At 67.4% G+C, this 23,596-nt stretch carries 25 protein-coding genes and 1 pseudogene; 20 read left to right on the top strand and 6 right to left on the bottom strand.

From position 1 onward, the window contains the following. Positions 1-77: 77 nt before the first annotated feature. Positions 78-275, bottom strand: a complete 198-nt coding sequence (locus tag LWW89_RS08620; protein ID WP_023093119.1) for a helix-turn-helix domain-containing protein — start codon at positions 273-275, stop codon at positions 78-80. Between the two features lie 224 nt (positions 276-499). On the opposite strand from LWW89_RS08620, the gene LWW89_RS08615 reads away from it, so the two are divergent. The 16 genes from LWW89_RS08615 (at position 500) to LWW89_RS08540 (ending at position 14,552) form a co-directional block, all read left to right on the top strand. Beyond that, positions 500-865 (top strand): RAQPRD family integrative conjugative element protein, encoded by a 366-nt coding sequence (locus LWW89_RS08615; RefSeq protein WP_023093118.1) that lies wholly within the window; start codon positions 500-502, stop codon positions 863-865. Beyond that, the gene (locus LWW89_RS08610; RefSeq protein ID WP_023093117.1) at positions 862-1,101 is read left to right on the top strand and encodes a TIGR03758 family integrating conjugative element protein; all 240 of its coding nucleotides are present in this window, start codon (positions 862-864) and stop codon (positions 1,099-1,101) included. Before LWW89_RS08615 ends, LWW89_RS08610 begins: the two co-directional genes overlap by 4 nt. 22 nt (positions 1,102-1,123) lie before the next feature. Then, positions 1,124-1,492 (top strand): TIGR03745 family integrating conjugative element membrane protein, encoded by a 369-nt coding sequence (locus LWW89_RS08605; RefSeq protein WP_023093116.1) that lies wholly within the window; start codon positions 1,124-1,126, stop codon positions 1,490-1,492. Positions 1,493-1,504: 12 nt separating this feature from the next. Continuing rightward, positions 1,505-1,915 (top strand): TIGR03750 family conjugal transfer protein, encoded by a 411-nt coding sequence (locus LWW89_RS08600; protein WP_023093115.1) that lies wholly within the window; start codon positions 1,505-1,507, stop codon positions 1,913-1,915. After that, positions 1,912-2,604 carry a PFL_4703 family integrating conjugative element protein gene (locus LWW89_RS08595; protein WP_023093114.1) on the top strand — a complete coding sequence of 231 codons (693 nt, stop codon included), beginning with the start codon at positions 1,912-1,914 and terminating at the stop codon, positions 2,602-2,604. Before LWW89_RS08600 ends, LWW89_RS08595 begins: the two co-directional genes overlap by 4 nt. Next, the gene (locus LWW89_RS08590; RefSeq protein ID WP_023093113.1) at positions 2,601-3,515 is read left to right on the top strand and encodes a TIGR03749 family integrating conjugative element protein; all 915 of its coding nucleotides are present in this window, start codon (positions 2,601-2,603) and stop codon (positions 3,513-3,515) included. The genes LWW89_RS08595 and LWW89_RS08590 overlap by 4 nt, the downstream gene beginning before the upstream one ends. Continuing rightward, positions 3,505-4,938 carry a TIGR03752 family integrating conjugative element protein gene (locus LWW89_RS08585; RefSeq protein ID WP_023093112.1) on the top strand — a complete coding sequence of 478 codons (1,434 nt, stop codon included), beginning with the start codon at positions 3,505-3,507 and terminating at the stop codon, positions 4,936-4,938. Before LWW89_RS08590 ends, LWW89_RS08585 begins: the two co-directional genes overlap by 11 nt. Beyond that, positions 4,919-5,353 carry a TIGR03751 family conjugal transfer lipoprotein gene (locus LWW89_RS08580; RefSeq protein ID WP_023093111.1) on the top strand — a complete coding sequence of 145 codons (435 nt, stop codon included), beginning with the start codon at positions 4,919-4,921 and terminating at the stop codon, positions 5,351-5,353. Before LWW89_RS08585 ends, LWW89_RS08580 begins: the two co-directional genes overlap by 20 nt. Continuing rightward, positions 5,353-8,241 (top strand): conjugative transfer ATPase, encoded by a 2,889-nt coding sequence (locus tag LWW89_RS08575; RefSeq protein ID WP_023093110.1) that lies wholly within the window; start codon positions 5,353-5,355, stop codon positions 8,239-8,241. The genes LWW89_RS08580 and LWW89_RS08575 overlap by 1 nt, the downstream gene beginning before the upstream one ends. A gap of 13 nt (positions 8,242-8,254) precedes the next feature. Then, on the top strand, positions 8,255-8,998 hold the full coding sequence (locus LWW89_RS08570; protein ID WP_023093109.1) for a thioredoxin domain-containing protein: 744 nt from the start codon (positions 8,255-8,257) through the stop codon (positions 8,996-8,998). A gap of 195 nt (positions 8,999-9,193) precedes the next feature. Then, positions 9,194-9,688, top strand: coding sequence for a DNA repair protein RadC (radC, locus tag LWW89_RS08565; protein ID WP_023093108.1), 495 nt, complete (start codon positions 9,194-9,196; stop codon positions 9,686-9,688). Between the two features lie 167 nt (positions 9,689-9,855). Further along, positions 9,856-10,305, top strand: coding sequence for a TIGR03757 family integrating conjugative element protein (locus LWW89_RS08560; protein WP_023093107.1), 450 nt, complete (start codon positions 9,856-9,858; stop codon positions 10,303-10,305). Beyond that, positions 10,302-11,246: a TIGR03756 family integrating conjugative element protein gene (locus tag LWW89_RS08555; RefSeq protein WP_023093106.1), complete on the top strand. Its 945-nt coding sequence runs from the start codon at positions 10,302-10,304 to the stop codon at positions 11,244-11,246. The genes LWW89_RS08560 and LWW89_RS08555 overlap by 4 nt, the downstream gene beginning before the upstream one ends. A gap of 10 nt (positions 11,247-11,256) precedes the next feature. After that, entirely contained in the window at positions 11,257-12,663 is a 1,407-nt protein-coding gene (locus LWW89_RS08550; RefSeq protein WP_023093105.1) for an integrating conjugative element protein, read from the top strand. Further along, positions 12,660-13,013 carry a hypothetical protein gene (locus tag LWW89_RS08545; protein ID WP_003292115.1) on the top strand — a complete coding sequence of 118 codons (354 nt, stop codon included), beginning with the start codon at positions 12,660-12,662 and terminating at the stop codon, positions 13,011-13,013. Before LWW89_RS08550 ends, LWW89_RS08545 begins: the two co-directional genes overlap by 4 nt. Positions 13,014-13,028: 15 nt before the next feature. Then, a complete protein-coding gene (locus tag LWW89_RS08540) occupies positions 13,029-14,552 on the top strand; it encodes a conjugal transfer protein TraG N-terminal domain-containing protein (RefSeq protein WP_023093104.1) in 1,524 nt (507 codons plus the stop codon). A 7-nt stretch (positions 14,553-14,559) separates the two neighbouring features. On the opposite strand, the gene LWW89_RS08535 is transcribed toward LWW89_RS08540, so the two are convergent. Then, positions 14,560-14,931: a DUF3742 family protein gene (locus tag LWW89_RS08535; protein WP_031642510.1), complete on the bottom strand. Its 372-nt coding sequence runs from the start codon at positions 14,929-14,931 to the stop codon at positions 14,560-14,562. A 223-nt stretch (positions 14,932-15,154) separates the two neighbouring features. On the opposite strand from LWW89_RS08535, the gene LWW89_RS08530 reads away from it, so the two are divergent. The 3 genes from LWW89_RS08530 to mobH all read left to right on the top strand — a co-directional run bounded on the left by LWW89_RS08530 (position 15,155) and on the right by mobH (position 18,880). Next, complete coding sequence (locus LWW89_RS08530) at positions 15,155-15,913, top strand: type IV toxin-antitoxin system AbiEi family antitoxin domain-containing protein (RefSeq protein ID WP_023093102.1); 759 nt, start codon at positions 15,155-15,157, stop codon at positions 15,911-15,913. Then, positions 15,906-16,826 carry a nucleotidyl transferase AbiEii/AbiGii toxin family protein gene (locus LWW89_RS08525; RefSeq protein ID WP_019373846.1) on the top strand — a complete coding sequence of 307 codons (921 nt, stop codon included), beginning with the start codon at positions 15,906-15,908 and terminating at the stop codon, positions 16,824-16,826. The genes LWW89_RS08530 and LWW89_RS08525 overlap by 8 nt, the downstream gene beginning before the upstream one ends. A 203-nt stretch (positions 16,827-17,029) precedes the next feature. Further along, a complete protein-coding gene (gene mobH / locus LWW89_RS08520) occupies positions 17,030-18,880 on the top strand; it encodes a MobH family relaxase (RefSeq protein WP_023093101.1) in 1,851 nt (616 codons plus the stop codon). A gap of 26 nt (positions 18,881-18,906) precedes the next feature. Here the strand turns inward: mobH and LWW89_RS08515 are convergent, their stop codons facing one another. Next, a complete protein-coding gene (locus LWW89_RS08515; RefSeq protein WP_003282197.1) occupies positions 18,907-19,206 on the bottom strand; it encodes a helix-turn-helix transcriptional regulator in 300 nt (99 codons plus the stop codon). Positions 19,207-19,312: 106 nt separating this feature from the next. Here LWW89_RS08515 and LWW89_RS08510 point away from each other — a divergent pair, with 106 nt between their 5' ends. Continuing rightward, positions 19,313-19,939, top strand: coding sequence for a substrate-binding domain-containing protein (locus tag LWW89_RS08510; protein WP_031642508.1), 627 nt, complete (start codon positions 19,313-19,315; stop codon positions 19,937-19,939). Here the strand turns inward: LWW89_RS08510 and LWW89_RS08505 are convergent. From LWW89_RS08505 to LWW89_RS08495, 3 genes and pseudogenes are all read right to left on the bottom strand, one after another. Next, positions 19,884-20,108 (bottom strand): annotated as a pseudogene (locus tag LWW89_RS08505) (Tn3 family transposase); the annotation flags it as partial. The gene LWW89_RS08510 and the pseudogene LWW89_RS08505 sit on opposite strands and share 56 nt — an antisense overlap. Positions 20,109-20,120: 12 nt before the next feature. Continuing rightward, on the bottom strand, positions 20,121-21,200 hold the full coding sequence (gene lspA, locus LWW89_RS08500) for a signal peptidase II (protein ID WP_013721907.1): 1,080 nt from the start codon (positions 21,198-21,200) through the stop codon (positions 20,121-20,123). Continuing rightward, positions 21,197-23,518, bottom strand: coding sequence for a heavy metal translocating P-type ATPase (locus LWW89_RS08495; RefSeq protein ID WP_224787484.1), 2,322 nt, complete (start codon positions 23,516-23,518; stop codon positions 21,197-21,199). Before LWW89_RS08495 ends, lspA begins: the two co-directional genes overlap by 4 nt. Positions 23,519-23,596 lie beyond the last annotated feature (78 nt).

Raw genomic sequence — 23,596 nt, 5'->3', positions numbered from 1 at the left:
GCGGCGTCAGAAGCTGTTGCATCATCGGCAGCGCTCCTCCCCTGGACCATGACCAGTTGCACGAACTTGGTAGTCGGTCACTTCGCCTCCGGCTTCTTGTTGATGCTTTCCGCGATCCAGCGATCCAGCTCCGAGCGGCGAAAGCGCCAGGTTCCCCCAAGCTTGAACGCCGGAATCTCTCCTTTCTGGGCAAGGCGATAGACCGTCCGTTTCCCGGCTTTGAGGTAGGCCGCGACCTCCTCAAGCGTGAGGATCTCGCTCTCGACTTCAGTCATCCGGAAACCATCCGATCTGGCCTTTCGTAGATTACGATTGCCAAGTTTAGCCAATTCTACCAAGCTGCGGTAGGCGCTGGCCAACTCCGCAATCCCGGGAGCATTGCACGGTTGATCGCCAGCTCGCCCCGGAAATCCGGTCATGCCGTAGTTCCCATTCCCTGCGGCGCGAAGCGAGGGCGCGCCACAGCATCTGGCCATCCGCTTCAACGGGGAATGGCACGATGGGACAGACCAACCGCCGCACATCCGCATGGCCTGCGCTTGCCGTGGTGTTGGCTGTGTCGTTCTCGGCGCTGCAGCCTGCCGCCGCTGCCGACAGCCTCGCCTCGGAGCGTGAGCAGCTCGCCGCGCTTGCCCGCCAACTCGACCTGATCGACCGCCTCGCCGAGCACGCCGCCCATACCGCTCCGCAGGAACGCGCCCGCTACCACTTCGACTACGCCCGACTGCGCGCCGACCTGAAGCGCGTTCGCGCCGGCCTGCAGGACTACCTCGTGCCCCAGCGCGCCCAGCCGCGCGATCCCGTCCCGCTGGCCGGCGATTACGTCCGCCGCGACCGCGCCGACGACGAGGAGCCATCGCCATGACGCCCTCTGCCGATCAGGTCGCTGCCTTCCAGGCCAACGGTGGCTTTGCGCCTTCGGCCGTCTCTGCCGTGGTGCTGGGCTTCGTGTTCGCCGTGTTGCTGCTGTGGGGCGTGTGGGCCATGCGCACCGCCTACGTCGGCTGGGTCGAGCACCGCATCACCGAGCGTCAGTTCCTCGCCGTCGTCGTGCGCTTCGTGGCGATGTACCTGGTGCTGACCTTCTTTCTCCTCTCCTGACCGTCACGAAGGGCCACACGCCATGAACACTCCAACGACATCCCATCGCATTCCGTTCCGCATCGCCGCACCGCTGCTGCCGCTGGCGCTCGCGGGCCTGCCGCTGTCGGCCTTCGCGCAGGGCCTGCCGACCATGGAAGACCCATCGCGTGGCCAGGGCAGCGGCATCCTGCAGACCTTGCAGAACTACGGCTACGACATCGTGCTGCTGATCGCGCTGCTCGTGGTCGCCTCGATGTTCGTCGGCGTCTGCTATCACGCCTACACGCGCTACTCGGAGATCCACACCGGCCGCGCCACCTGGGGACAGTTCGGCCTGACGGTCGCCGTGGGCGCGATCCTCCTGGTGGTCGGCATCTGGCTGCTCACCAAGGCCACCGGCGTGCTGTGAGGGCGGCAAGCGATGGCCGTCCCTTCGGAGACCCCGCAAGACACGCTGGTGACCTTCCTGCCGCATCGGCTGAACCGCCAGCCGGTGGTCGTGCGCGGGCTGACCGCCGACGAGTTGTGGATCTGCGCCGGCCTGTCGGCCGCAGCCGGGTTCGCGCTCGGCCTGCCGCTGGCCTGGCTCACGCACAGCATCGCCATGGTGCCCACGCTGATCGTCGCCGGTATCGCGCTGGGCGTCTTCGTCGGCGGCGGCTTCCTGCGCGCGCAGAAGCGCGGCCGGCCCGATACCTGGCTCTACCGGCAGCTCCAGTGGCGGCTGGCATTGCGGCACCCGGCGCTGGCAGCGCTCCTGGGCGGCCAGCGCCTCATCACCCGCTCGGGCTTTTGGACGACCCGGCGCAATGCCGATCGAGGTACGCCATGAGCCGTTTCAAGAACGAGGTTGCGCACCTGCAGGCGCACGTGAAGACGTTGCGTCTGGGGGCCGGCGCGTTGTTCGTGGTGGCGCTGCTGCTCGGCTTCGGTTGGTGGAGTGCGCCGAAGAGTCTGACCATCCATGTGCCGCCGGACTTGCGCTCGGGCAGCACGCGCAAGTGGTGGGACGTGCCGCCCGAGAGCGTGTATGCCTTCTCCTTCTACATCTGGCAGCAGGTACAGCGCTGGCCCACGAACGGCGAAGAAGACTACCCGCGCAACCTGCGCGCGCTGTCAGCCTACCTGACGCCGAGCTGCCGGGCCTTCCTGCAGCAGGACTACGAATACCGGCGCGCCAGTGGCGAGCTGCGTCAGCGCGTGCGTGGCATCTACGAGATTCCCGGCCGCGGCTACGGCGATGATCCGGCCACGCGCGTCAAGGTGGTTTCCGACCGCGATTGGATCGTCACGCTCGACGTGAGCGCGGACGAATACTACGGCTCCGAGCAGGTCAAGCGCGCCCTGGTGCGCTACCCCATCAAGGTCGTCCGGCTGGACATCGACCCCGAGCGCAACCCCTTCGGCCTGGCGCTGGACTGCTACGCCAGTGCGCCCCAGCGCATCGAACCGCCGCCGACGCCGGCCCAGACCGGCGCGCCCGCCAACGCCCCCGGCCACCTGCAGGGAGACTCTCCATGAAGCCCGTTAACTGGTCGGCCCTGGCCGGCGTCCTGCTGATCCTCGGTTTCGTGCCGGCCAGTCAGGCCGTGGAAATCCTGCGCTGGGAGCGGCTGCCCCTGCCGGTGCCGCTGGTGGTCGGCCAGGAGCGCGTGGTCTTCATCGACCGCAATGTGCGCGTCGGCGTGCCGGCCAGCGTCGGCGATCACCTGCGCGTGCAGAGTGCGGGCGGCGCGATCTACCTGCGGGCGAGCGAGCCGATTCCGCCCACGCGGCTGCAACTGCAGGACGTGGAGTCCGGCGCGCTGATCCTGCTCGACATCGCCGCCGAGCCGGGGAAGGACGGCCAGGCGCCGCTGGAGCCGGTGCGCATCGTGGAAGCGGAAGCCCCCGCGAAGCGCTACGGCGGCAGTGCAGCAAGCGGTGCGGACGAGCGGGCCGATGCGCCCGCGGACAAACCCGTTCCCCGGCGCGAAACGCCGGTACCGGTCGTGCTGACGCGCCATGCCGCACAGAACCTGTACGCGCCGCTGCGCACCGTCGAGCCGGTCGCCGGCATCGGGCGCGTGAACCTGCGCCGTGGCCTCGCGCTGGACACCTTGCTGCCGACGCTGCCGGTGCACGCGCGGGCACTGGCCGCGTGGCGCCTGGAAGACCAGTGGGTGACGGCCGTGCGACTCACCAACACCGCCGCGCGCTGGCTCGACCTCGACCCGCGCGCCCTGCAGGGGAACTTCCTGGCGGCGACCTTCCAGCATCCGAACCTGGGGCCGGCCGGCACCCCGTCCGACACCACGGTGCTCTACCTGGTCACGCGCGGCCACGGCCTGGCCGAGTCGCTGCTGCCGGCGCTGAGCCCGATCGACGCCAGCGTGAACCTGCCGCCGGCCGCCGCGGCCGGCTCGGCCGGAGGAGCGCGCGATGAAGAGTAATCCGCTGCTCAAGTGGCTGCTGATCCCGATGGCGCTGCTGCTGGTGTTCGTCGGCATCAAACTGTTCTCCGGCGCCCCCGGCGGCCAGCCCGCCCCCAAGGGCGCGGCCAGTACGCTCACGCCCGAGGAGATGAAAGCCCTGGGCATCGCCGGCGACACGCCGCGCGATACCGTTGCCACGCTGGTGGCCCAGGTGAAGCAGTTGCGCACCGAGCTACAGAGCGCGCTCGGCGACAACAAGCAGCACAAGGCCGAGAACGAGCGCCTGCGGGCGCGGGAAAGCGCGATCGACCAGCGCATCCAGAGCGCGCTGGAAGGCGAACGCAACCGCCTGGAGCAGGAGCGTAACCAGGTGGCCAGCGACAGGCAGCAGACCCAGGGGCTGCTGCAGGATCTGCAGCGGCAACTGGACGGTCTTTCCGGCAAGGGTGGCCCGTCCGACCTGCCCGTCGGGCTGGGACTGGAAGAGGGTGACGGCAAGCGCTTCAACCGCGGCGTCGGTGGCACGCAGTGGGTCGAGCCCGACGATGCCAAGGTCGACGCCAAGAACGGCAGCAAGGAGCCGAGCTTTCCCCTGAGCTTCGGGCCGGCCCAGAAAAGCCTGTCGGCCGCAGTGGAATCCGTCGCCGACGTCGGCAGCCGCGCCGTGGGCGCATCCACGAAGGCTGTCTACACCGTGCCGTCGAACTCGACGCTCATGGGGTCGATTGCCATGACGGCGCTGATCGGGCGCGTGCCGATCGATGGAACCGTCAACGACCCGTACCCGTTCAAGGTGCTGATCGGCCCGGACAACCTCACGGCCAACGGCATCGACATCCCCGACGTGGCTGGCGCCGTGGTCAGCGGCACGGCCTCGGGCGACTGGACGCTCTCGTGCGTGCGCGGGCAAATCCGCTCGGTCACGTTCGTGTTCCAGGACGGCACCATCCGCACGGTGCCGGAGGACAGCAGCAAGGGCGGTAGCAGCGGCGGCAACGCGGGTCACAACGGCGCCAGCATCCAGGGCGGCCTGGGCTGGATCAGCGACCCCTACGGCATCCCCTGCGTCAGCGGCGAGCGGCGCAGCAACGCCCAGCAGTACCTGGGCAGCCAGGCGCTCATCACCGCGGCCGGCGCCGGCGCGGCCTCGCTCATCAAGTCCGACAACGGCAGCGTGGCCGTGGTCGCCAACAGCAACGGCTCGCTGGGCACCGTCGGCATCAGCGGCAATGAAGCGATGGGCCGCATCCTCGCGGGCGGCGTGCGCGACATGGCCGATTGGGTCAACAAGCTCTACGGCCAGGCCTTCGCGGCGGTCTACGTGCAGCCCGGCGCCAGGGTGGCCGTGCATCTGGAGCAGCCGCTCGACATCGACTACGACGCCAAGGGGCGTCGGGTCCACCACCGCACCGGAGAAGCCCATGCCTCGGATCTGGATTGACGCGGCCGCCGTGCTGCTGGCGGCCACCCTGCTCGGCGGCTGCGCCACCAGCAAGGAGAAGCTGCTGCCGCACGGCGACAGCACCATGCTCGACATCTGGCATCAGGAGACCGGCGGCAGCGCGGGCGGCGGCCAGGCCGCGCGGCAACTGCTCGATGCGCGCCAGGGTTTGCGCCGGCCGCTGACCGAGGCCTATGTGCAGGCGGCGCCCGGCGTGCAGGCGCCCTACACTCGTACCGCGCAGAACGAGATTCACCGCCAGTTCCACCGCCTGCCGAATCCCGACCTGGTGATGTACGTGTTCCCGCACCTGGCGGGCACCGACCCGGTACCGGTGCCCGGCTACAGCACGGTGTTCCCGCTCTACCAGCGCGTGCAGTACGCGATGCCGGGTGAGCGCGTGGAGGACTACTGATGGCCTGGTCGCTGCCGTGGTCACGCAAGCCCGGCGCATCGCCTGTTGACGCCGCGGATGCGACCGATGATGCCTGGGCACGGCACGTAACGGCCTTGGCGGCACAGGGTGTCGCCGAGCCGGGCAGCGCGCTCGGCCGGGGCCGGCGCAGGCCGGCCACCCAGGCCGACCACGATGCGCTCTATGGCGTCGCGCCGTCGTTCGCGGACTTGCTGCCCTGGGTCGAGTACCTGCCCGGCAGCAAGTGCATGTTGCTGGAAGACGGCCAGTCGGTGGCGGCCTTCTTCGAGCTGGCGCCGGTCGGCACCGAGGGCCGTGAGATGGCCTGGCTGTGGCAGGCGCGCGATGCGCTGGAGAACGCCCTGCAGGACTCCTTCGACGAGTTGGACGACAACCCTTGGGTGGTGCAGCTCTACGCCCAGGACGAGGCCGGCTGGGACAACTATCTGCGCTCCCTGGCGAACTATCTGCAGCCGCGTGCGCAGGACAGCGCGTTCAGCGACTTCTACCTGCGCTTCTTCGCCCATCACCTGCGGGCCATCGCCAAGCCGGGTGGCCTGTTCGAGGACACCACGGTGACGCGCCTGCCGTGGCGCGGCCAGGTCCGGCGCGTGCGCATGGTGGTCTACCGGCGCACGTCCGCAGCCCCGGCCCCGCGGCGCGGCCAGTCGCCCGAGCAGGCGCTGACCACGATCTGCGACCGCCTCGCCGGCGGGCTGGCGAATGCCGGCGTGAAAGCCCGGCGTCTCGGCGCGGCGGACATCCACGCCTGGCTGCTGCGCTGGTTCAACCCGAATCCGACTTTGCTCGGCGCCACTGCCGAAGATCGGGAACGCTTCTACGCGCTGACCCGCTACCCGGAAGAGCGGGAGGAGGGCGAGATCGAACTCGCCAGCGGCACCGACTTCGCACAACGGCTGTTCTTCGGCCAGCCATGCTCGGACGTGCCCAACGGCCTGTGGTTCTTCGACGGCATGCCGCATCGGGTGATCGTGATGGATCGTCTGCGCACGCCACCCGTGACGGGCCATCTGACGGGCGAGACGCGCAAGGGCGGCGATGCCATGAACGCGCTGTTCGATCAGATGCCCGAGGACACGGTGATGTGCCTGACGCTGGTCGCCACGCCCCAGGACGTGCTGGAGGCGCACCTCAACCACCTCGCCAGGAAGGCCGTCGGCGAGACCCTGGCCTCGGAGCAGACCCGGCAGGACGTGCAGCAGGCGCGCGGCCTGATCGGCAGCGCGCACAAGCTCTACCGCGGCGCGCTGGCGTTCTACCTGCGCGGCCGCGACCTGGCCCAGCTCGATGCGCGCGGCCTGCAGCTCGTCAACGTGATGCTCAACGCCGGCCTGCAACCGGTACGCGAAGAGGACGAGGTGGCGCCGCTGAACAGCTATTTGCGCTGGCTGCCGTGCGTGTTCGATCCGGCTTCCGACAAGCGCCAGTGGTACACACAGCTCATGTTCGCGCAACACGTGGCGAACCTGGCGCCGGTCTGGGGCCGCAGTCAGGGCACGGGGCATCCGGGCATCACGTTCTTCAACCGCGGCGGGGGCCCGATCACCTTCGATCCGTTGAACCGCCTCGACCGGCAGATGAACGCGCACCTGTTCCTGTTCGGCCCCACGGGTTCGGGCAAGAGCGCGACGCTCAACAACATCCTGAACCAGGTCACGGCGATCTATCGGCCGCGCCTGTTCATCGTCGAGGCGGGCAACAGCTTCGGCCTGTTTGGCGACTTCGCGGCACGGCTGGGTCTCACCGTGCATCGGGTGAAACTTGCACCCGGCGCGGGCGTCAGTCTGGCTCCGTTCGCCGACGCCTGGCGCCTGGTCGATACGCCGAGCCAGGTACAGACGCTGGACGCCGATGCGCTCGACGAAGACCAGACCGATGCCGGCATGGCCGTGGAGGGCGACGAGCAGCGCGACGTGCTCGGCGAGCTGGAGATCACTGCACGACTGATGATCACCGGCGGCGAGGACAAGGAAGAAGCGCGCATGACGCGCGCCGACCGCAGCCTGATCCGCCAGTGCATTCTCGATGCGGCACAGCGCTGCGTAGCGGAGAAGCGCACGGTACTGACCCGCGATGTGCGCGACGCGCTGCGCGAGCGCGCCCGCGATGCGACGCTGCCGGAGATGCGGCGCGCACGGCTGCTGGAGATGGCCGACGCCATGGATATGTTCTGCCAGGGCGTGGACGGCGAGATGTTCGACCGGTCCGGCACGCCGTGGCCCGAGGCGGACATCACCATCGTGGATCTCGCCACCTTCGCGCGCGAGGGCTACAACGCCCAACTCTCGATTGCCTACATCTCGCTCATCAACACCGTCAACAACATCGCCGAGCGCGACCAGTTCCTGGGCCGCCCGATCATCAACGTGACGGACGAAGGCCACATCATCACGAAGAACCTGCTGCTTGCGCCCTACGTGGTCAAGATCACCAAGATGTGGCGCAAGCTCGGCGCCTGGTTCTGGCTCGCCACGCAGAACCTGGACGACCTGCCGAAAGCGGCCGAGCCCATGCTCAACATGATCGAGTGGTGGATCTGCCTGTCGATGCCGCCCGATGAAGTCGAGAAGATCGCGCGCTTCCGCGAACTCAACGCTTCGCAGAAGGCGCTGATGCTCTCGGCACGCAAGGAGGCCGGCAAGTTCAGCGAGGGCGTCATCCTGTCCAAGTCGATGGAAGTGCTGTTCCGCGCTGTGCCGCCCAGCCTCTACCTGGCGATGGCGATGACCGAGCCCGAGGAGAAGGCCGAACGCTTCCAGTTGATGCAGCAGCACGGCATCAGCGAGCTGGATGCCGCCTTCCGCGTGGCCGAGAAGATCGACCGCGCGCGGGGCATCGAACCGCTGGCGCTGGACACGTTGGCCTGACGGGAGCGACACGATGCGCCTGCCTTCATTCGCCCGCCGTCATCCTCGGATCGGTCTGCTGATCGTGGTGACGATTGCGGTGGCCTCGTGGATGCTGCTGCGCGCGCCGCAACCGGCAACCGAGTCCATGCCCCTGGCCGCCGCCGGGTCCGAAGCGCCGAAACCGGCCGGCCCGCCCTGGCTGTATGGCCGTGCCGATGCGCGCTTCACGGTGGTCGGGTACGCCGACCTGGAGTGTCCGTACTGCCGGGCCTACTTCCCCGCGCTCAAGCGCTGGATCGACGCCCATCCCGAGGTGAACTGGCAGTGGCATCACTTGCCGCTGTCCATGCACGAGCCGGCCGCGACTGCCGGGGCACGCCTGGCCGAGTGCGCGGGCGAGACGGGCGGACATGCCACGTTCTGGCAGGCCGTGGCGTGGCTCTACTCGAACACCCGTGGCGACGGCCAGGGCCCGCCGGAAGGCCTGCGCTATCCCGACCTCACACCAGCCATGCAGGGTTGTCTCGACAGCGAGCGCCCCGATGCCGTCATCCGTGCCCAGGCGGTGGAAGCAGCACAACAGGGCATCGCGGCCACGCCGGCCCTGCAACTGCGCGACCGCGAGTCCGGCAAGACCCTCCTGCTGCACGGTCCCGTCGAAGGCGATGCCTTGCTGTCGGCCATCGACCTGCTCGCCGCCGGCAGCACGACCGTAGCCGAACCCGCCCATTCCCCAGACATGCCCGCCGGCGTTGCCGGTGACATGCCCAGGTAGCCATCGATCTTCAAGGCTGCGGCGCGGCTTGTCCGCGTTGATCGAAACCCGTTCGCATCGCATCCCTTGACGCGAACAGCCACCGCATCCGCGGTGGTGGATGCCCGCTCGTCACCCGTTCCATCCCCATCGTCCCCAGGAGGGTTTGCCCTCCAGGGGCAGGCGCCCTCCGATCTCATCCATTGGAGGTTCGCCATGTCTCTTGTCATCGCCGACTCCCGCCCGGAGTCGCTCACCCTGATCGCCGCCCAACACGAAGACTGGATCATCCGGCAGGCCATCACCCTGCTGGAGAACCGCGTGTTCAAGGCCGGTCCGGCGCTGGGCAGTCCCGCCGCCGTGCGCGACTACCTGCGCCTGAAACTGGTCGCGGAGCCGAACGAAATCTTCGCCGTCGTGTTTCTCGACAACCAGCACCAGGTGATCGCCTTCGAGCCGCTGTTCCAGGGCACGGTCGACCAGACTTCGGTGTATCCGAGGGTGGTGGTCCAGCGTGCGCTGGCGCTCAACGCTTCGGCGCTGATCCTGGCGCATCAGCACCCCTCGGGGACCACCGAGCCATCGGCCGCCGATCGTGCGATCACCGAGCGGCTGAAGAGCGCCCTGGCCACCGTCGATGTCCGGGTACTGGATCACTTCATCGTCGGCAAGGGCAGCCCGTACTCGTTCGCCGAAGCCGGCTTGCTGTAGCAGCACCACCCCACGCGCATTCCTTTCATCACCACGGGAGCCCTTGGCTCCCGTTTCTTTTCGCCGGTGCGCAGGAAATCGGGACTGACCGGTTTCGGTTTCTTTGTCGTCCCCTGATCTGCGTTGCGCTCGACTACGAGTCTGCATCGACTCCGCGGAGGCGCGACATGCCGGCTCATTCCCTCAACCTTCCTGCCGCCTCGCGGCGCCCCCTGGCCGCCCGGCTGGCCGCTGGACTGTGCGCCGCGCTGCTCGGTCCCATCGCGGCGGCCGCCGATGTGCTCGTCGTCACCGACAGCCGTCATCCGGTGCAGGCCCCGGCCGGCGTGCGGGTCATCGAGCTGGACCAGGCCACGCGCATCGAGGTCGAACTCGCCGCGCACCTGCCGGCCGACCCGCAACAGGCCGCGGCCCTGGTGCGGCAGCGGTTGCATGACGGCGGCGAGGCCCTGCAGCGCCGCATCGGCCATGCCTACCAAGGTGTCGCGGATGCCTGGGGGCTGGGCATCGCCAAGATTCCCGCCGTGGTGGTCGATCGACGCTACGTGGTCTACGGCGAGCCCGACGTGCCCCGCGCCGTCGCGCGCATCAACGCCTACCGGAGCACGCAGCCATGAGCCTCCTGCTGGCGTCCCGGCGCCTGCGCGCCACCGTCGCCTCGCTGCTGCTGAGCGCGGCCACGTCGACATTCGCCCTGGACACCGCCACCATCGTCTCGTCGACGCTGTCCCCCGACTGTCTCGAATACCGCGTGGTCGGAATCTGCTACTGGCTGTACTGCACGCCCTTCGGCTGCTCGGTTCGCACCTCCGTCAAGGTGCGCCACTACGTCCCCGATGCGGTGGTGTCGAGCTACTCGAACACCGGCGAAAACCCGTGGCTGGAAGTCAGGGCGATGAGCATGCCCAACCCGAGCGCCAAGGCGGGCGGTGACGGCACGACCAATCACGACAACGAGAACAACCTCGCCAAGTTCAAGAACGCCGATGTCATCGGTCATCCGGCCGGGATGGTGTTCAGCCAGTTCGCCAGCGCCTCCGGCTACACCTGCGAAGGCGCGGGCATGGCCTTCATGCCGTATCTGCTGAGCACGCTCGACACGATCGCCTGGCGCTACAACATCCCGGAAGCGTTCTACCCCGAAGCGCTCATCCCCGGCCGGCGCGAAATCGGTACGCGCACCGGCCTGAACCTCTGGGGCAACGTGTATCCCCGCGGCGGCTTCCTGCACCAGACCGACGACCACAAGAGCGGCGCCGTGGTCGCGCAGCGCGCGGGCGACATCGTGACGCGCCGCAACCAGATCCACGTGTACCAGCCCCTGCTGGCCAACGCCCGCGACGGGTACTGGCCGGCCGGCGCGTTGATGGAGACCGACGCCTCGACGGGCAAGTGGCAGGAGCTGACGCCCACGCTCTCGAACACTTGCGTGGTCTTCCCGCACAACCGCACCCGCGTGCAAGCCCAGCAAGGCGACTACGCCTGGGCCTTGTGGCGGCCGTACTCCTGCTGCCGGCGCCGTGGCCAGGTCTTCCTCGGCAGCGTCGATTTCATGTGAGGAACCCACGATGAACGCCTCCCTCCCTGACTTCCTGCGCCGCGCGAAGTCGCACCTGCGGCCCACGCTGCTCGTGGCGACCATCACGCTGGTCGTCGGCGCCGCCTGGGCGCAGACCCGCATCGATCCCAATGGCGTGAACGTCAGCGGCAGCGCGATCGGCGACGACGTGCTCTACAGCATCGGCGGCGGCCGGGCCGTGTCGATGGGTGGTGCCGGCAACATGCAGAGCATCGGCGTCGGCGTCGGCTGGAACAGCAACCTGATCTGCGGCGACATGAGCATCACCACGACGCTGCAGAACCAGCTCAACGGCATCACCAACGGCTTCCAGACGATCATGAGCAACGTGATCCAGAACGCCACCAGCGCCGTGGCCTCGCTGCCGGCCCTGATCATCCAGCGCGCCGACCCGGGGCTCTACAACCTGCTGACCAACGGCATCCTCCAGGCGCGCCTGGACTTCGACCGCTCGAAGATGACCTGCCGGGCCATCGCAAACCGGATGGCGGACATGGCCGGCGGCCAAGCCGGCTGGGACCAACTCGCCGAGGGGATGGCGCTGCGGGATGCGGTCAGCAGCACCGATGCCGTCTCCGCCATCGAGCAGGCCGAGTCCAACAAAGGGAACAACGGCGTGCCCTGGGTCGGCGGCGGCAACGCGGGCGGCTCCGGCCAGAGTTCGATCAAGGTGGTCGGCGACGTGACACGCGCGGGCTACAACCTGCTCAACGGGCGCAGCGCCACCGATACCTCGTCGATCGCGCGCAGCGCCTGCGGCAACCGCCTGACCTGCCAAACCTGGTCCTCGCCCCAGGCGGCCGCGGACTGGGCGACCCGCGTGTTGGGCGAACGCGAGCAGCGCACCTGCGAAAACTGCACGAAGACCCAGACCACGCCTGGCGTCGGGCTGACGCCTATGATCCAGGAAGAGTACGAGACCAAGCTGCAGGCGCTGCAGGAACTGGTGACGGGCGCCCGGCCGACGACGCTGGCCAATCTCGACGCAGCCGGCAGCAGCTCGCTGCCGATCACCCGCGGCGTGATCGAGGCCCTGCGTGACGAACCCGACCAGGACGTGCTGGGCCGGCGCCTCGCGTCCGAGGCTGCGCTGTCCAGCGTGCTGGAGAAGGCCCTGCTGCTGCAACGCACGTTGCTGACCGGCAAGAAGGAGCCGAACGTCGCTGCCAACGAGCTGGCCGTGCAGGCGGTCGACCAGGAGAACAGCGCGCTGGAGCAGGAGATCAACAACCTCAAGACCGAGCTGGAGCTGCGCCGCACGCTGGCCGGCAACTCGGCGATGGCGATCATCCAGCGCCACAGCACCCGCGCTGCCGGTTCGCGCGGCATCTTCGAGGGCGACACCACGCGCGACCGTCTGCGGGAAGTCCAGAAGCCGCGGAGCGGTACGCCATGAGCCGGCTGGCCTGGCTGCGGCTGCCATGGCTGTTCAACCGCCGCGTCGGCGTGGCGCTGCTGTGGACCTTGCTGGTGGTGGCCGCGGCGGTGGCGGTGAACATCGCCGGCATCCACGTGGTCGGCGGCGTCGAGGGCTGGCAGCACTGGCTGCAGGCGCACGCCGGCCACTTCTTCGTGTGGCGGCTGTGCCTCTACGGAGCGACGGCTTACGGCTGGTGGTGGATGCGTCGGCGCCTGTTGCGGCGGGAGCCGTCCCGCGAGACGCATCAGCGCCTGCTGCGCACGGAGATCGCGGCCGTGATCGCCGTGGTCGCGCTGGAAGCCAGCCAACTGTTGCGGCACGGCTGAGACCGGGAGGCAGGCATGACGCTCTACACCACGGACTACCTGGAGTATTACCTGACCCTGGTGGCTTGGGTGGTCAACAACGGCATCTGGAGCATCCTCGTGGCCAGCGGCGTGTTCGCGCTGCCGTTCGTGGCCATCGTGATCCAGGAATGGCTCAAGGCCCGCAGCGAAGGTGCGGACGAGGGCAACAAGGGCGTGCTGTCGTCGATGCGCATCGAGAACCGGGTGTGGGTGGCGATCGTGGTCATCATGTTCGCCGGCATCCCGTTGATCCCGGTAGATCTCGCCACGATCAAGTTCGACACCACGCGCTCCGCGCAATGCCAGGTCAACGTCCCGCTGCCCAACGACACGGGCTGGTCCAACGTCTACACGGCGCTCAACAACCAGAGTGCGCTGGTGCCGGTGTGGTGGTTCTTCATGCACGCCATCTCAAAGGCGGTCACCGGCGCCGCGGTGGCGGCGATTCCCTGCGGCACGGACCTGCGTCAGATTCGCATGGAAGTCGATGCCACGCGCATCGACGATCCGGTGCTGGCACAGGAGGTCGCCGACTTTACGCACGACTGCTACGGGCCGTCGCGCGCCAAGCTGTTCATGAATCGGCCGACGCTCTCCGACGAGCAGGTGAACGACGTGACTTGGATTGGGTCGAGCTACTTCCTCGACACGGCCGGCTTCTACGACACCTACCACTCCCGCACGCCGCGCACGGCCTGGCCCTACGACGCGACCCGCGATGCGGGGCTGGCACAGGTGGACAGCGGCGGCGGCTATCCGTCCTGCCGACAGTGGTGGGCCGATGGCGGTCAAGGGTTGCGCAGCCGGCTGCTGGCACAGGTCGACCCGGACCTGCTGACCCGCATCGGGCGCTGGGTGGGCTTCCTGTCGCAGAGCGAGGTCAATGACTCGGTGATCCGCGCCGTCGTCTCACCGCGGCAGCAGAAGATGAACCAGGGCGCCGTCTACACCGACTACGGCGGCCAGATCGACAAGACGCTGCCGAACATCGTCACGCGCGGCGCGAGCGACCTGGGGCTGACCGTCGGCTCGCTGGGCTTCTTTCCGGCGATGGACGTGGTGCGCCAAGCGCTGCCGATGGTGCTGACGATGCTCAAGATGGCGCTCGTCATCTGCATCCCGCTAGTGCTGCTGATCGGCACCTACGACCTGAAGACGGTGATGACGGTGAGCTGCGTCCAGTTCGCGCTGTTCTTCGTGGACTTCTGGTTCCAGCTCGCGCGCTGGATCGACAGCACGATCCTGGACGCGCTCTACGGCTGGGGGTTTGGCGCGGACAGGCCGCACGCCAACTTCGATCCGCTGATCGGCTTGAACAACGCTTTCGGCGATATGCTGCTGAACTTCGTCATGGCGATGATGTTCATCGTGCTGCCGACGTTTTGGGTGATGGCATTGGCTTGGGCAGGCGTGCGCACGGGAAATATCGTGCAGGGGTTGTCCACCGCCACGTCGGACGCCAAGGGCGCTGGGGGGCGTGGCGCTGGCATGGCAATGAGCGCCGTATCGAAGAAGTGACCGCCGTTCAGTCGTCGTCGGTCACATGCGGGTCGATGCGCCAGTCGCTCTTGTCATAAAGCCCGAAGCCGTTGGGGCCTTCCCTCCACTCGGGTTGCGGTTCCTCTTGATCAGGGTCGTCGTGCTGCACGAACCATGCAGCAGTCACCGCAAAGGCAAGCAGCAGGGCCAGCCAGAACGCGGAGTAGAGCAGCGCACCGAGCACGGCGAGCTTGACGATCCAGAGCACCGCCGTCGCCGCGCCTGCGGGCAGCCCGCGCGTCACCAGCCAGCCGGCGACACGCTGCTCGCGGCGCAGGTATCCACGCCAGGCACGGCCAGCCCCCCGGCCCAGCCGGTGGCTCCAGCGCCCGTTGTGCGTGTTGGTGGTCATGCTCATGTGCCTCGGCTTCAGTGGTGCCTCACCTCATGGAGCGGCCGGTTGTGGCTTGCCCTCCAGCATAGACCGCGATCAGGAGGGCGGGTTGCGGCTGGCAGGGCCGGGTCGGCCTGGGTCGCAGGTCGATTAGATTCTGCACTATAAATCAAACCTTATGCTACTTTCCATGCACGTTCCTGCGATAGCTCTAGGGGCTGATTGGATTCCGTGCTATTTTTATAGCATGGATGGAAATTCTAGGCACCAGATAATCAAGCGGCTGCAGGCGGGACTTCCCCGCGGGGCGCCGTTCGACCTTGCCACCCTGAGCCAGTTCGGGGTGTCGCCCCAGCTCGCCGCCCACTATGCCGACGGCGGGTGGCTCGTGCGCCTGGCCCATGGCATCTATGCCTTCCCGAACGATGAATTCGGGGTCTACGGTGCGCTGAAGTTCCTGCAACAGCGCGTGCCCGGCCTGCACGTCGGCGGCAAGAGCGCCCTGGCCCTGCAGGGCGTGCGGCACAACCTGGGCAGCCGGGAGACGCTGGTGCTGTGGGGCGACGGTCGCTTCGCGTTGCCGGCCTGGTTCACCTCGCGCTTTCCGGCCCGCTACGTCCACGCCCGCCTGTTCGACTGGCCGGACACGGCGCTGGCCAGCAAGACCCTAACCACGCCGCCTGGCCTGCCCGAGGATCTGCGGGTGGCTGCCTCCGAGCGTGCCGTTCTGGAACTGCTGTACGAAGCCGGCGTCAAGCAGAGCCTCGAAGAGGCCCGCAACCTCTTTGATGGACTGCGTTCCCCCCGCAAGGACTTGCTCGGACAACTGCTGTCCTGCTGCACCAGCGTGAAGGCCGTGCGCCTGTTCCTGACCTGGGCGCGCGAGACCAGCCTCGTGGATGTCGATGCCCTGTTGGAGCAGTACCCGGTTCGCACCGGCAGCAACACGCGCTGGATGAGCCGGCTCGATGACGGCACCTTGCTGAGCCTGAGACCTCATGGATAAGACCTACGCGGACACCGTTCGCCTGCTGCTGGCCGTCGCGCCCGACGTGTTCGCCAACGACATCTTCGCCATGAAGGGCGGCACGGCCATCAACCTCTTCGTGCGGGACATGCCGCGCCTTTCGGTGGACATCGACGTGGTGTACCTCCCGTGGCAGACGCCGCGCGACGAAGCGCTGCAAGCCATCAACCAGGAGCTGGCCGCCATCGCCACGCGCGTTGCGCCACTGGGCGTGCAGACACGCCTGGTTCGCGCCAAGGACCTGGGAGACACCAAGCTGATCGTCGAGAACGACGCCAGCCAGGTGAAGATCGAGGTCAATGTCGTGTTCCGCGGCAGCGTGCTGCCCGTCGAGCGGCGGCCGCTGAGCGCCAAGACCAGCGATCTGTTCGGCGTCGAGTTCGAGCTGCCGGTTCTGGCACCGGACGAGCTGTACGCCAGCAAGCTGGTGGCCGCGCTGGATCGACAGCACCCCCGCGACCTGTTCGACGTGTGGCAGCTCTACGAATCGGGCGACATCAGCGACGGCATGGTCGAGTGCTTCGTGATCTATCTGGCGGGCCACAACCGGCCGCCCCACGAAGTGCTGTTCGGCAACGACAAGGACATCGCCGGCGAGTACGAGCGGGCCTTTGTCGGCATGACCGAAGTGGACTGCTCCCTGGAGACACTGCTCGACGCTCGCGCCAGGATGCGGCGCGAGCTGCCACAGCGACTGAGCACCGCGCACAAGCAGTTTCTGAGCGGGCTGGCGCGCGCAGAACCGGACTGGTCGCTGGTGCAGTGCCAGCACGCCGCGCAACTGCCGGCACTGCGCTGGAAGCTCGCCAATCTCGAAACCTTCCGCAAGCGCCGTCCCGACGACTTCGCAGCGCAATCCGCCGCCCTCGACACCGGCTTGGGCCAGAGCTGACGAACGTCCCGCAGCGCCCCACTTGCCGGGATTGCCCCATGCCGCATTCATCGTGGCACCCGCGCAGCAGCGGCCCTATACCCAAAGGCTTCCGACAAAGGCCAAAGGGCTGGGAAGGGGCAAAGGAAGGGCGCCAAGGGGAAAGGCCCTATCCTGAAAAGGCCAAAAGGCGCCCCTGAGCAGCCCGTCATCCGGGGTTCGCCATGCTCTCGCTGTTCCAGCGCAAAAGGGTGCCACCCACCGCCGGCACACCGCCCACTTCCGCCATCGAAACTCCGAAAGGGTTGATGCGGCCGGAGTCGGCCGCATCGCTGCTGGCCACGCCGCGCCGGCAGAAACTCCTGGAACACATCTGGCAGCGCACATCGCTCTCGCGCCGGCAGTTCGCCACGCTCTACCTAGCCCCACTGGAGCGCTACGCCGAGTTGGTCCAGCAGTTCCCGGCCTCCGAGAACCACCACCACGCCTATCCGGGCGGCATGCTGGACCACGGCCTGGAGATCGTCGCCTATGCGCTGAAATTGCGGCAGTCATACCTGCTGCCTGCGGGCGTCACGCCGGAGGCACAGGCGGCCCAGGCCGAAGCCTGGACCGCAGGCACGGCCTACGCGGCCCTGCTGCACGACATCGGCAAGATTGCGGTCGATCTGCACGTCGAGCATGCCGACGGCAGCGTCTGGTATCCCTGGCACGGCCCGCTGCGAAAGCCCTACCGCTTTCGTTACCGAAAGGAGCGCGAGTACCGCCTGCACAGCGCCGCCACCGGGCTGCTCTACGCGCGCCTTCTCGATCGGGACATCTTCGACTGGCTCAGCGGCTATCCCGACCTCTGGGCCGCGCTGCTCTACGTGCTGGCCGGCCAGTACGAGCACGCCGGCACGCTCGGCGAGTTGGTCGTGCAGGCCGACCAGGCATCGGTCGCCCAGGAACTCGGCGGCGATCCCAGCAAGGCGCTGGCGGCGCCCAAGCATGCGCTGCAACGCAAATTGCTCGACGGCTTGCGCTACCTGCTCAAGGAAGCGTTCAAGTTGAACCAGGCCGGCCCGGCGGACGGTTGGCTGACCCAAGACGCCTTGTGGCTGGTGAGCAAGACCGTCTCCGACAAGCTGCGCGCACATCTGCTGTCGCAGGGCATCGACGGCATCCCGGCGAGCAATACGGCGGTGTTCAACGTGTTGCAGGATCACGGCATCGTGCAGCCGACACCGGATGGCAAGGCGATCTGGAAGGCTACCGTCACCAGCGACTCCGGCTGGTCGCACGCCTTCACCTTCCTGAAACTCTCGCCGGCGATGATCTGGGATGCCGCCGACCGGCCGGCGCCGTTCGCAGGCCGTGTGCAGGTCGAAGAGGAACAGGCGGAGCCGCCGCCGCTGGCGCCGGCGGTTGCCGATGGGCCGCACGTGGTAGGCACCGAAGCTGCACCCGCGAGCACGGCGCCGATCGCTTCCGCAGCCACAGACACCGGCGTGGCCGCGCTGCTCGACCTGCTGGGCGACACCGCTCCACCCACGGCACCGGAGATCCCGAGTTCCCCTGTTGCCGAGCCCGAGCCGGCCCCTTCGACCGTGCCCCCGCCGCAGGTGAGACCCGCGCCTTCCCAGAATCGCGCGGAGCCCTCCGGGGCGCACTTCATGGCCTGGCTGCGTCAGAGCATCCAGACGCGCAAGCTCATCATCAACGACGCCAAGGCCCTGGTGCATACCGTCGCCGGTACGACCTACCTCGTCAGCCCCGGCGTGTTCCAGCGCTACGAGCAGGAGTACCTTCAAGTCGCCGCGCTGGCCAAGCAGGAGAAGCTGGAGGGGTGGCAGTGGGTACAGAAGCGCTTCGAGAAGCTGGGACAGCACCGCAAGCAGCCGAGCGGGCTGAACATCTGGACCTGCGAAGTCACGGGGCCGCGCAAGTCGCGCCGGCTGCACGGCTACCTGCTCGCCAGCCCGGATGCGCTGTTCCAGGAGACGCCGCCAGACAACCCATACCTGCGGCTCGTCAACGAGGCCGCAAAGCGCGAAGATTCAGCCCTTGGGGGCAAGGACGACGATCAGGCGTAGGCATGCGACCGCTGTGCGGGCCGGCTTCAATCTGCGGATGGGGCCGACTCTGCCAGCTTGGCTTCGGTCAGAGTCATCAAGTGGGCGGAACTGCATTTCAGCGCACGGGCGATCTTGAGGATGAGAGGTAGCGTGGGGACATGCTCGCCGCGCTCGATCTTGCCCATGTGCGACCGTTCGATGCCGGCCATGTGGGCCAGCGTTTCCTGAGCGATACCCTGGTTGGTTCTTTCTTCCCGCACGGCAGCCCCAAACGCGATGGCTGGTTCCGCTTCGTAGGTAGTGGTGCCGGTGGGGCGGCCCCTTTGGATCGAACGCTTTGGCATTGCCAAGAGCGTCGAACACGGTCACGATTTAAACCACGTTAAACTTAACTCATTCAACGGCTTCGAGATCAGTTGCCACGACTTCACCGCCTGGGGGGAGCTGGACGTGGAATCGAGTGACATCACCGCCGAAATTCGCATGGCCGTCCTCGGCGAATGGGTGCCTCCCCAGCTCGCCGACGTGCTCGCCCTGCAGCGCGCCGAAGAGCCGGAGACTCATGCCGTCCTGGCCGGATGGACAGATCCCGGTCGAGGCGCGGAGCTGCCGGGCGACGGCTTCGACTTCGCCTTGTCTGCGGCTGCCCGGCAGTGGCCTGGCTGGATATGCGAGCCGCTGTGGCCTGACACGCTGGCGGTCGCCGTGGCCAAGCGCTCCCACCTGCTGGCCTACCGTGAAGTGCCGTGCGAGGAAGTGCTCAAGCAGCCCTTGATCTGCTCGCAGTCCACGGCCGATGAACCATGGCGCGTGACCGTGCAGCGCGTGTTCGAAAACGCGCTGCAGGAGCGGGAGCAAACGGTGGAGACATTCGATGTGGCGATGACGCTGGTTGCTGCCGGGTACGGGATCGCCATTGCGCCTGCCGCGAGACTGGCGAGCTACCTACGCCGAGGCATCGCCGTACGGCCGCTGGCCGGCGCACCAATGATCGTGATGGCTTACCTGCTCCGCCGCAACGCTACCTTGTCGGACACCCAGGCAAGATTCGCCCGCCGCGCGCGCTTGGTGTCCTGACTGATGCGCTGGCCTTCCCATTGATGCGTAACGGCCGGAACTGCACGTCTTCGGCCCTCCGGCTCTGCCGCCATACGTAGTCGCCGATCAAATTGATGTGCTCCCAGCCCAGCGGCGACAGGTATTGCAGCAACCCGTCGTCGATCCCGTTGCCGGAGTCGCGCAGCGCCTGCGTCGCAGCTCATCCTGACAACAATCTACCCTTGTTACCCTTGTCTCGAATTTCAAGGAACCTAGCGATCAAACAGCCGACTCCGATGGAGATCGCAACATCGGCGAGGTTGAACGCGGGCCAGTGCATGCCCTGCCAGTGGAAGTCGAGGAAGTCCACAACCTGACCGCGCAGCAGGCGATCCACCACGTTGCCAAGTGCCCCGCCAAGAATGAGGCTGTAGCCGACGGCTTCGAAGCGCGGCAGCGTCTGCTTCAGTTGTCGGATGAGCCAGACCGCGACGAGCAGTCCTAACGTGATGAAGAAGTAACGTTGCCAGCCACTCGCTCCGGCCAAAAAGCTGAACGCGGCGCCCGGATTGAGCACATGCACGAGGTTGAAGAACGGCGTGATCTCGACCTGTTTGCCATAGACGAACGCCCGTTCGATCGAGAGCTTGGCTGCCTGATCAGCAGCAACCGCTGCCGCAGCCACCCCGTACCACGGCAAGGCCGGCGCGAGCAGCCCCTTTGCGCGCGCCGCAGTGGCGAACGAGATCAGCCACCGCGAGAGCACGGTGCAGCCCAAGCCCAGCCCCCAGCCTGCCAGCACGTCGCCCGGGAAGTGCATACCTGCCGCCATGCGTGACCAGCCAACCAGGGCGGCATACATCAACAGGCAACCGCGACCGCGCCAGGCCAGCAGCGGCCACAACGCAGCGGCCACCAGCGCCGCGTAGGTCGCGTGCCCGCTGGGCAGGCTGTAATGCAGCTCCACAGCGCCGATGACATGCACCGCTGCGCCCAGCACCGCATGCGGGCGCGGAAAGTCGAGCCACCACTTCAAGGCCGACGCCGCCGCCAAGGCCAGCAAGAACGCGACGCCGAAGTGCAACAAACGGCTCCGCACTAGCCGAACGCGGGCCGGATCGGAAGATGCCTTTGACCATGCCCATAGGCCCAGTACGGTTAGGGGCGCGGTCCAGTAGCTGCCGATTAGGCTGAAGAGCGACGCCAGCGGCCACAGCACTGCGGGCGTCCCAGCATTGATCGCTTGAAATAGCGCGAGATTCAGACCGGCCCAGTCATACAGCACGAATTTCCAACTCATCGGCGCAGCAGCCTCAAGCCATTGCCCACCACCAGCAGGCTAGCTCCCATGTCGGCGAACACCGCCATCCACATGGTCGCGTGGCCGGTGAAGGTGAGCACCAGGAACACGGCCTTGATGCCCAGCGCAAGCGCGATGTTCTGTGTGAGCACCTGTGCCGTGGTGCGGGACAGCCGCACGAAGGTCGGAATCTTGCGCAGGTCATCGTCCATCAGCGCCACGTCGGCCGTCTCGATGGCCGTGTCGGTGCCCGCCGCGCCCATCGCGAAGCCAATGTCGGCACGAGCCAACGCCGGAGCGTCGTTGATTCCATCACCGACCATGCCGACCCCGCCGGACTGGGCAAGCGCTTCGATCTCGCGCAGTTTGTCATCGGGGAGCAGGTTGCCTTGTGCGCGGTCGATCCCGGCCTGTGTGGCAATCGCCTTGGCGGTGTGTGGGTTGTCGCCGGTCAGCATCATGGTCTGGATGCCCAGCGCGTGCAGTTCGGCCACGGCGCTCCGGCTGCTGTCCTTGATGGTGTCGGCCACTGCCATGAGCGCCTGCACGCCCTCGGGCTCCACCAGCATCACCGCCGTCTTACCCTCGGCTTCCAGTGCGGTGATGCGTTGTTCCATTGCGGGGGAGCAATGTCCCAGCTCGTCGAGCATCCGATGGTTGCCGAGGTGATAGGCCACTCCGTCGATCACGCCGCGCACGCCTCGGCCGGGCAATGCGGCGAATTCCGCGACTTCGCGCAGCGCCACGCCGTCGGCAAGGGCGGCTTGCGCGATTGCCTTGGACACCGGATGGTCGGAGCGGCTGGCCAGGCTGGCCGCGAGACTACGGGCGTGCTGGGGCGAAGCGTTACCCAAGGCAACGAAGTCGGTCTGCGCGGGCTTGCCGTGGGTGATGGTGCCGGTCTTGTCCAAGGCCAGCCAGCGCAGCTTGCGGCCCTCTTCCAAATACACGCCGCCCTTGATGAGAATGCCGTGGCGTGCCGCTGCGGCCAACCCGCTGACGATGCTGACGGGTGTCGAAATCACCAGCGCGCACGGGCAGGCGATCACCAGCAAAACCAGCGCCCGATAGATCCAATCCAGCCATGCCGCTCCCACAAAGAGCGGCGGCACCAGTGCGACGACCACGGCCAAGGCGAATACGGCGGGCGTGTACCAGCGCGCGAACTGATCCACGAAGCGCTGGGTCGGCGCGCGGCTGCCTTGTGCGGCCTCCACCGCATGAATGATGCGGGCCAGCGTGGAGTTGTTCGCCAGCGCCGTGACACGGTACTCGAACGAGCCTGACTCGTTGAGGGAACCCGCAAAGACGGGATCGCCTAGGCCCTTGTCGACGGGCAGACTCTCCCCGGTGATCGGCGCTTGGTTCACGGTCGAGCGGCCTTCTACGACCTCCCCATCGAGGGCGATGCGTTCGCCAGGCCGCACTCGCACCCGGCTGCCGATCGCAACCTGCTTGGCATCCACCTCGCGCCATGAGCCATCAGGCTGTTGCACCGTGGCTCGCTCCGGGGCCAGATCGAGCAGCCCCGCGATGGCGTTGCGGGCGCGGTCCAGCGACTTGGCCTCGATGACCTCGGCCAAAGCGAACAACACCATCACCATCGCCGCCTCCGGCCAGTGCCCGATCAACATGGCCCCGGTGACGGCAATCGACATCAGGGCGTTCATGTTGAGGTTGCGGTTCTTGAGGGCAATCCATCCTTTCTTGTAGGTGGACAGGCCACCGGTGAGGATGGCGACCAGAGCCAGAACCATCACCGACCAATGATTGCCGCCTTGGAGCCAGTACACGGCCTCCGCCGCAACAGCGGCGACTAGCGAGATGCCGAGCGGCCACCAATGGGTCGTGGTCTGCCCCGGTGCTGATGACGCAGGCGTGCGGTTGGCTTCTTCGAGCACTTGGGCCTCGAAGCCGAGCGATTGCAGAGCACCCAGCACGTCAGGCAGCACGGCTGGGGCATGGCGCACGGTGAGCGTGCGTTGCATCAGGTTGAAGTCGAGATCGATCACACCGGCCAGCGTGGCGAGATTGCTGCGGATCAGCGCCTCCTCGGACGGACAATCCATCTTGGCGATGGCAAGGCGGGTGGTCTGCACCGCCGAGCGGTCGTCCTGTCGCACCGCCTGCATATCGACAGCCGCCAAGGCTTGTTCCACGGGGGCCAACGACGCCAGGGTGTGCCGCACGGTCAAGGTGCGCCGCATCAGGTTGAAATCGAGCTCCACCACGCCGGGCACGCCGCCCAGCTTGCCCCGGATCAGCGCTTCTTCCGTGGGGCAGTCCATGTTCTCGATGTGATAGACGGCAACCGCCACCCCGGTAGTGGCGCTGGTCTGTGTTTCTGATTTGAGAACGGGAGCATCAGCACAACCGTACCCGCTTGATCCGCAACT

It is taken from the genome of Oryzomicrobium sp., assembly GCF_021287045.1.
GTDB lineage: Bacteria > Pseudomonadota > Gammaproteobacteria > Burkholderiales > Rhodocyclaceae > Oryzomicrobium.
The sequence above is the reverse complement of the archived record's forward strand: the minus strand, read 5'-3'. Positions and strand labels throughout refer to the sequence as shown.

Coding starts and splice junctions, on each gene's coding strand:
- LWW89_RS08600 (WP_023093115.1), top strand. CDS start 1,505: ATGGCCGTCCCTTCGGAGACCCCGCAAGACACGCTGGTGACCTTCCTG.
- LWW89_RS08560 (WP_023093107.1), top strand. CDS start 9,856: ATGCCGGCTCATTCCCTCAACCTTCCTGCCGCCTCGCGGCGCCCCCTG.
- LWW89_RS08595 (WP_023093114.1), top strand. CDS start 1,912: ATGAGCCGTTTCAAGAACGAGGTTGCGCACCTGCAGGCGCACGTGAAG.
- LWW89_RS08530 (WP_023093102.1), top strand. CDS start 15,155: ATGGATGGAAATTCTAGGCACCAGATAATCAAGCGGCTGCAGGCGGGA.
- LWW89_RS08550 (WP_023093105.1), top strand. CDS start 11,257: ATGAACGCCTCCCTCCCTGACTTCCTGCGCCGCGCGAAGTCGCACCTG.
- LWW89_RS08620 (WP_023093119.1), bottom strand. CDS start 275: ATGACTGAAGTCGAGAGCGAGATCCTCACGCTTGAGGAGGTCGCGGCC.
- LWW89_RS08585 (WP_023093112.1), top strand. CDS start 3,505: ATGAAGAGTAATCCGCTGCTCAAGTGGCTGCTGATCCCGATGGCGCTG.
- LWW89_RS08535 (WP_031642510.1), bottom strand. CDS start 14,931: ATGAGCATGACCACCAACACGCACAACGGGCGCTGGAGCCACCGGCTG.
- LWW89_RS08570 (WP_023093109.1), top strand. CDS start 8,255: ATGCGCCTGCCTTCATTCGCCCGCCGTCATCCTCGGATCGGTCTGCTG.
- LWW89_RS08615 (WP_023093118.1), top strand. CDS start 500: ATGGGACAGACCAACCGCCGCACATCCGCATGGCCTGCGCTTGCCGTG.
- LWW89_RS08610 (WP_023093117.1), top strand. CDS start 862: ATGACGCCCTCTGCCGATCAGGTCGCTGCCTTCCAGGCCAACGGTGGC.
- LWW89_RS08580 (WP_023093111.1), top strand. CDS start 4,919: ATGCCTCGGATCTGGATTGACGCGGCCGCCGTGCTGCTGGCGGCCACC.
- LWW89_RS08605 (WP_023093116.1), top strand. CDS start 1,124: ATGAACACTCCAACGACATCCCATCGCATTCCGTTCCGCATCGCCGCA.
- radC (WP_023093108.1), top strand. CDS start 9,194: ATGTCTCTTGTCATCGCCGACTCCCGCCCGGAGTCGCTCACCCTGATC.
- LWW89_RS08545 (WP_003292115.1), top strand. CDS start 12,660: ATGAGCCGGCTGGCCTGGCTGCGGCTGCCATGGCTGTTCAACCGCCGC.
- lspA (WP_013721907.1), bottom strand. CDS start 21,200: ATGAGTTGGAAATTCGTGCTGTATGACTGGGCCGGTCTGAATCTCGCG.
- LWW89_RS08575 (WP_023093110.1), top strand. CDS start 5,353: ATGGCCTGGTCGCTGCCGTGGTCACGCAAGCCCGGCGCATCGCCTGTT.
- LWW89_RS08515 (WP_003282197.1), bottom strand. CDS start 19,206: ATGCCAAAGCGTTCGATCCAAAGGGGCCGCCCCACCGGCACCACTACC.
- LWW89_RS08525 (WP_019373846.1), top strand. CDS start 15,906: ATGGATAAGACCTACGCGGACACCGTTCGCCTGCTGCTGGCCGTCGCG.
- mobH (WP_023093101.1), top strand. CDS start 17,030: ATGCTCTCGCTGTTCCAGCGCAAAAGGGTGCCACCCACCGCCGGCACA.
- LWW89_RS08540 (WP_023093104.1), top strand. CDS start 13,029: ATGACGCTCTACACCACGGACTACCTGGAGTATTACCTGACCCTGGTG.
- LWW89_RS08555 (WP_023093106.1), top strand. CDS start 10,302: ATGAGCCTCCTGCTGGCGTCCCGGCGCCTGCGCGCCACCGTCGCCTCG.
- LWW89_RS08590 (WP_023093113.1), top strand. CDS start 2,601: ATGAAGCCCGTTAACTGGTCGGCCCTGGCCGGCGTCCTGCTGATCCTC.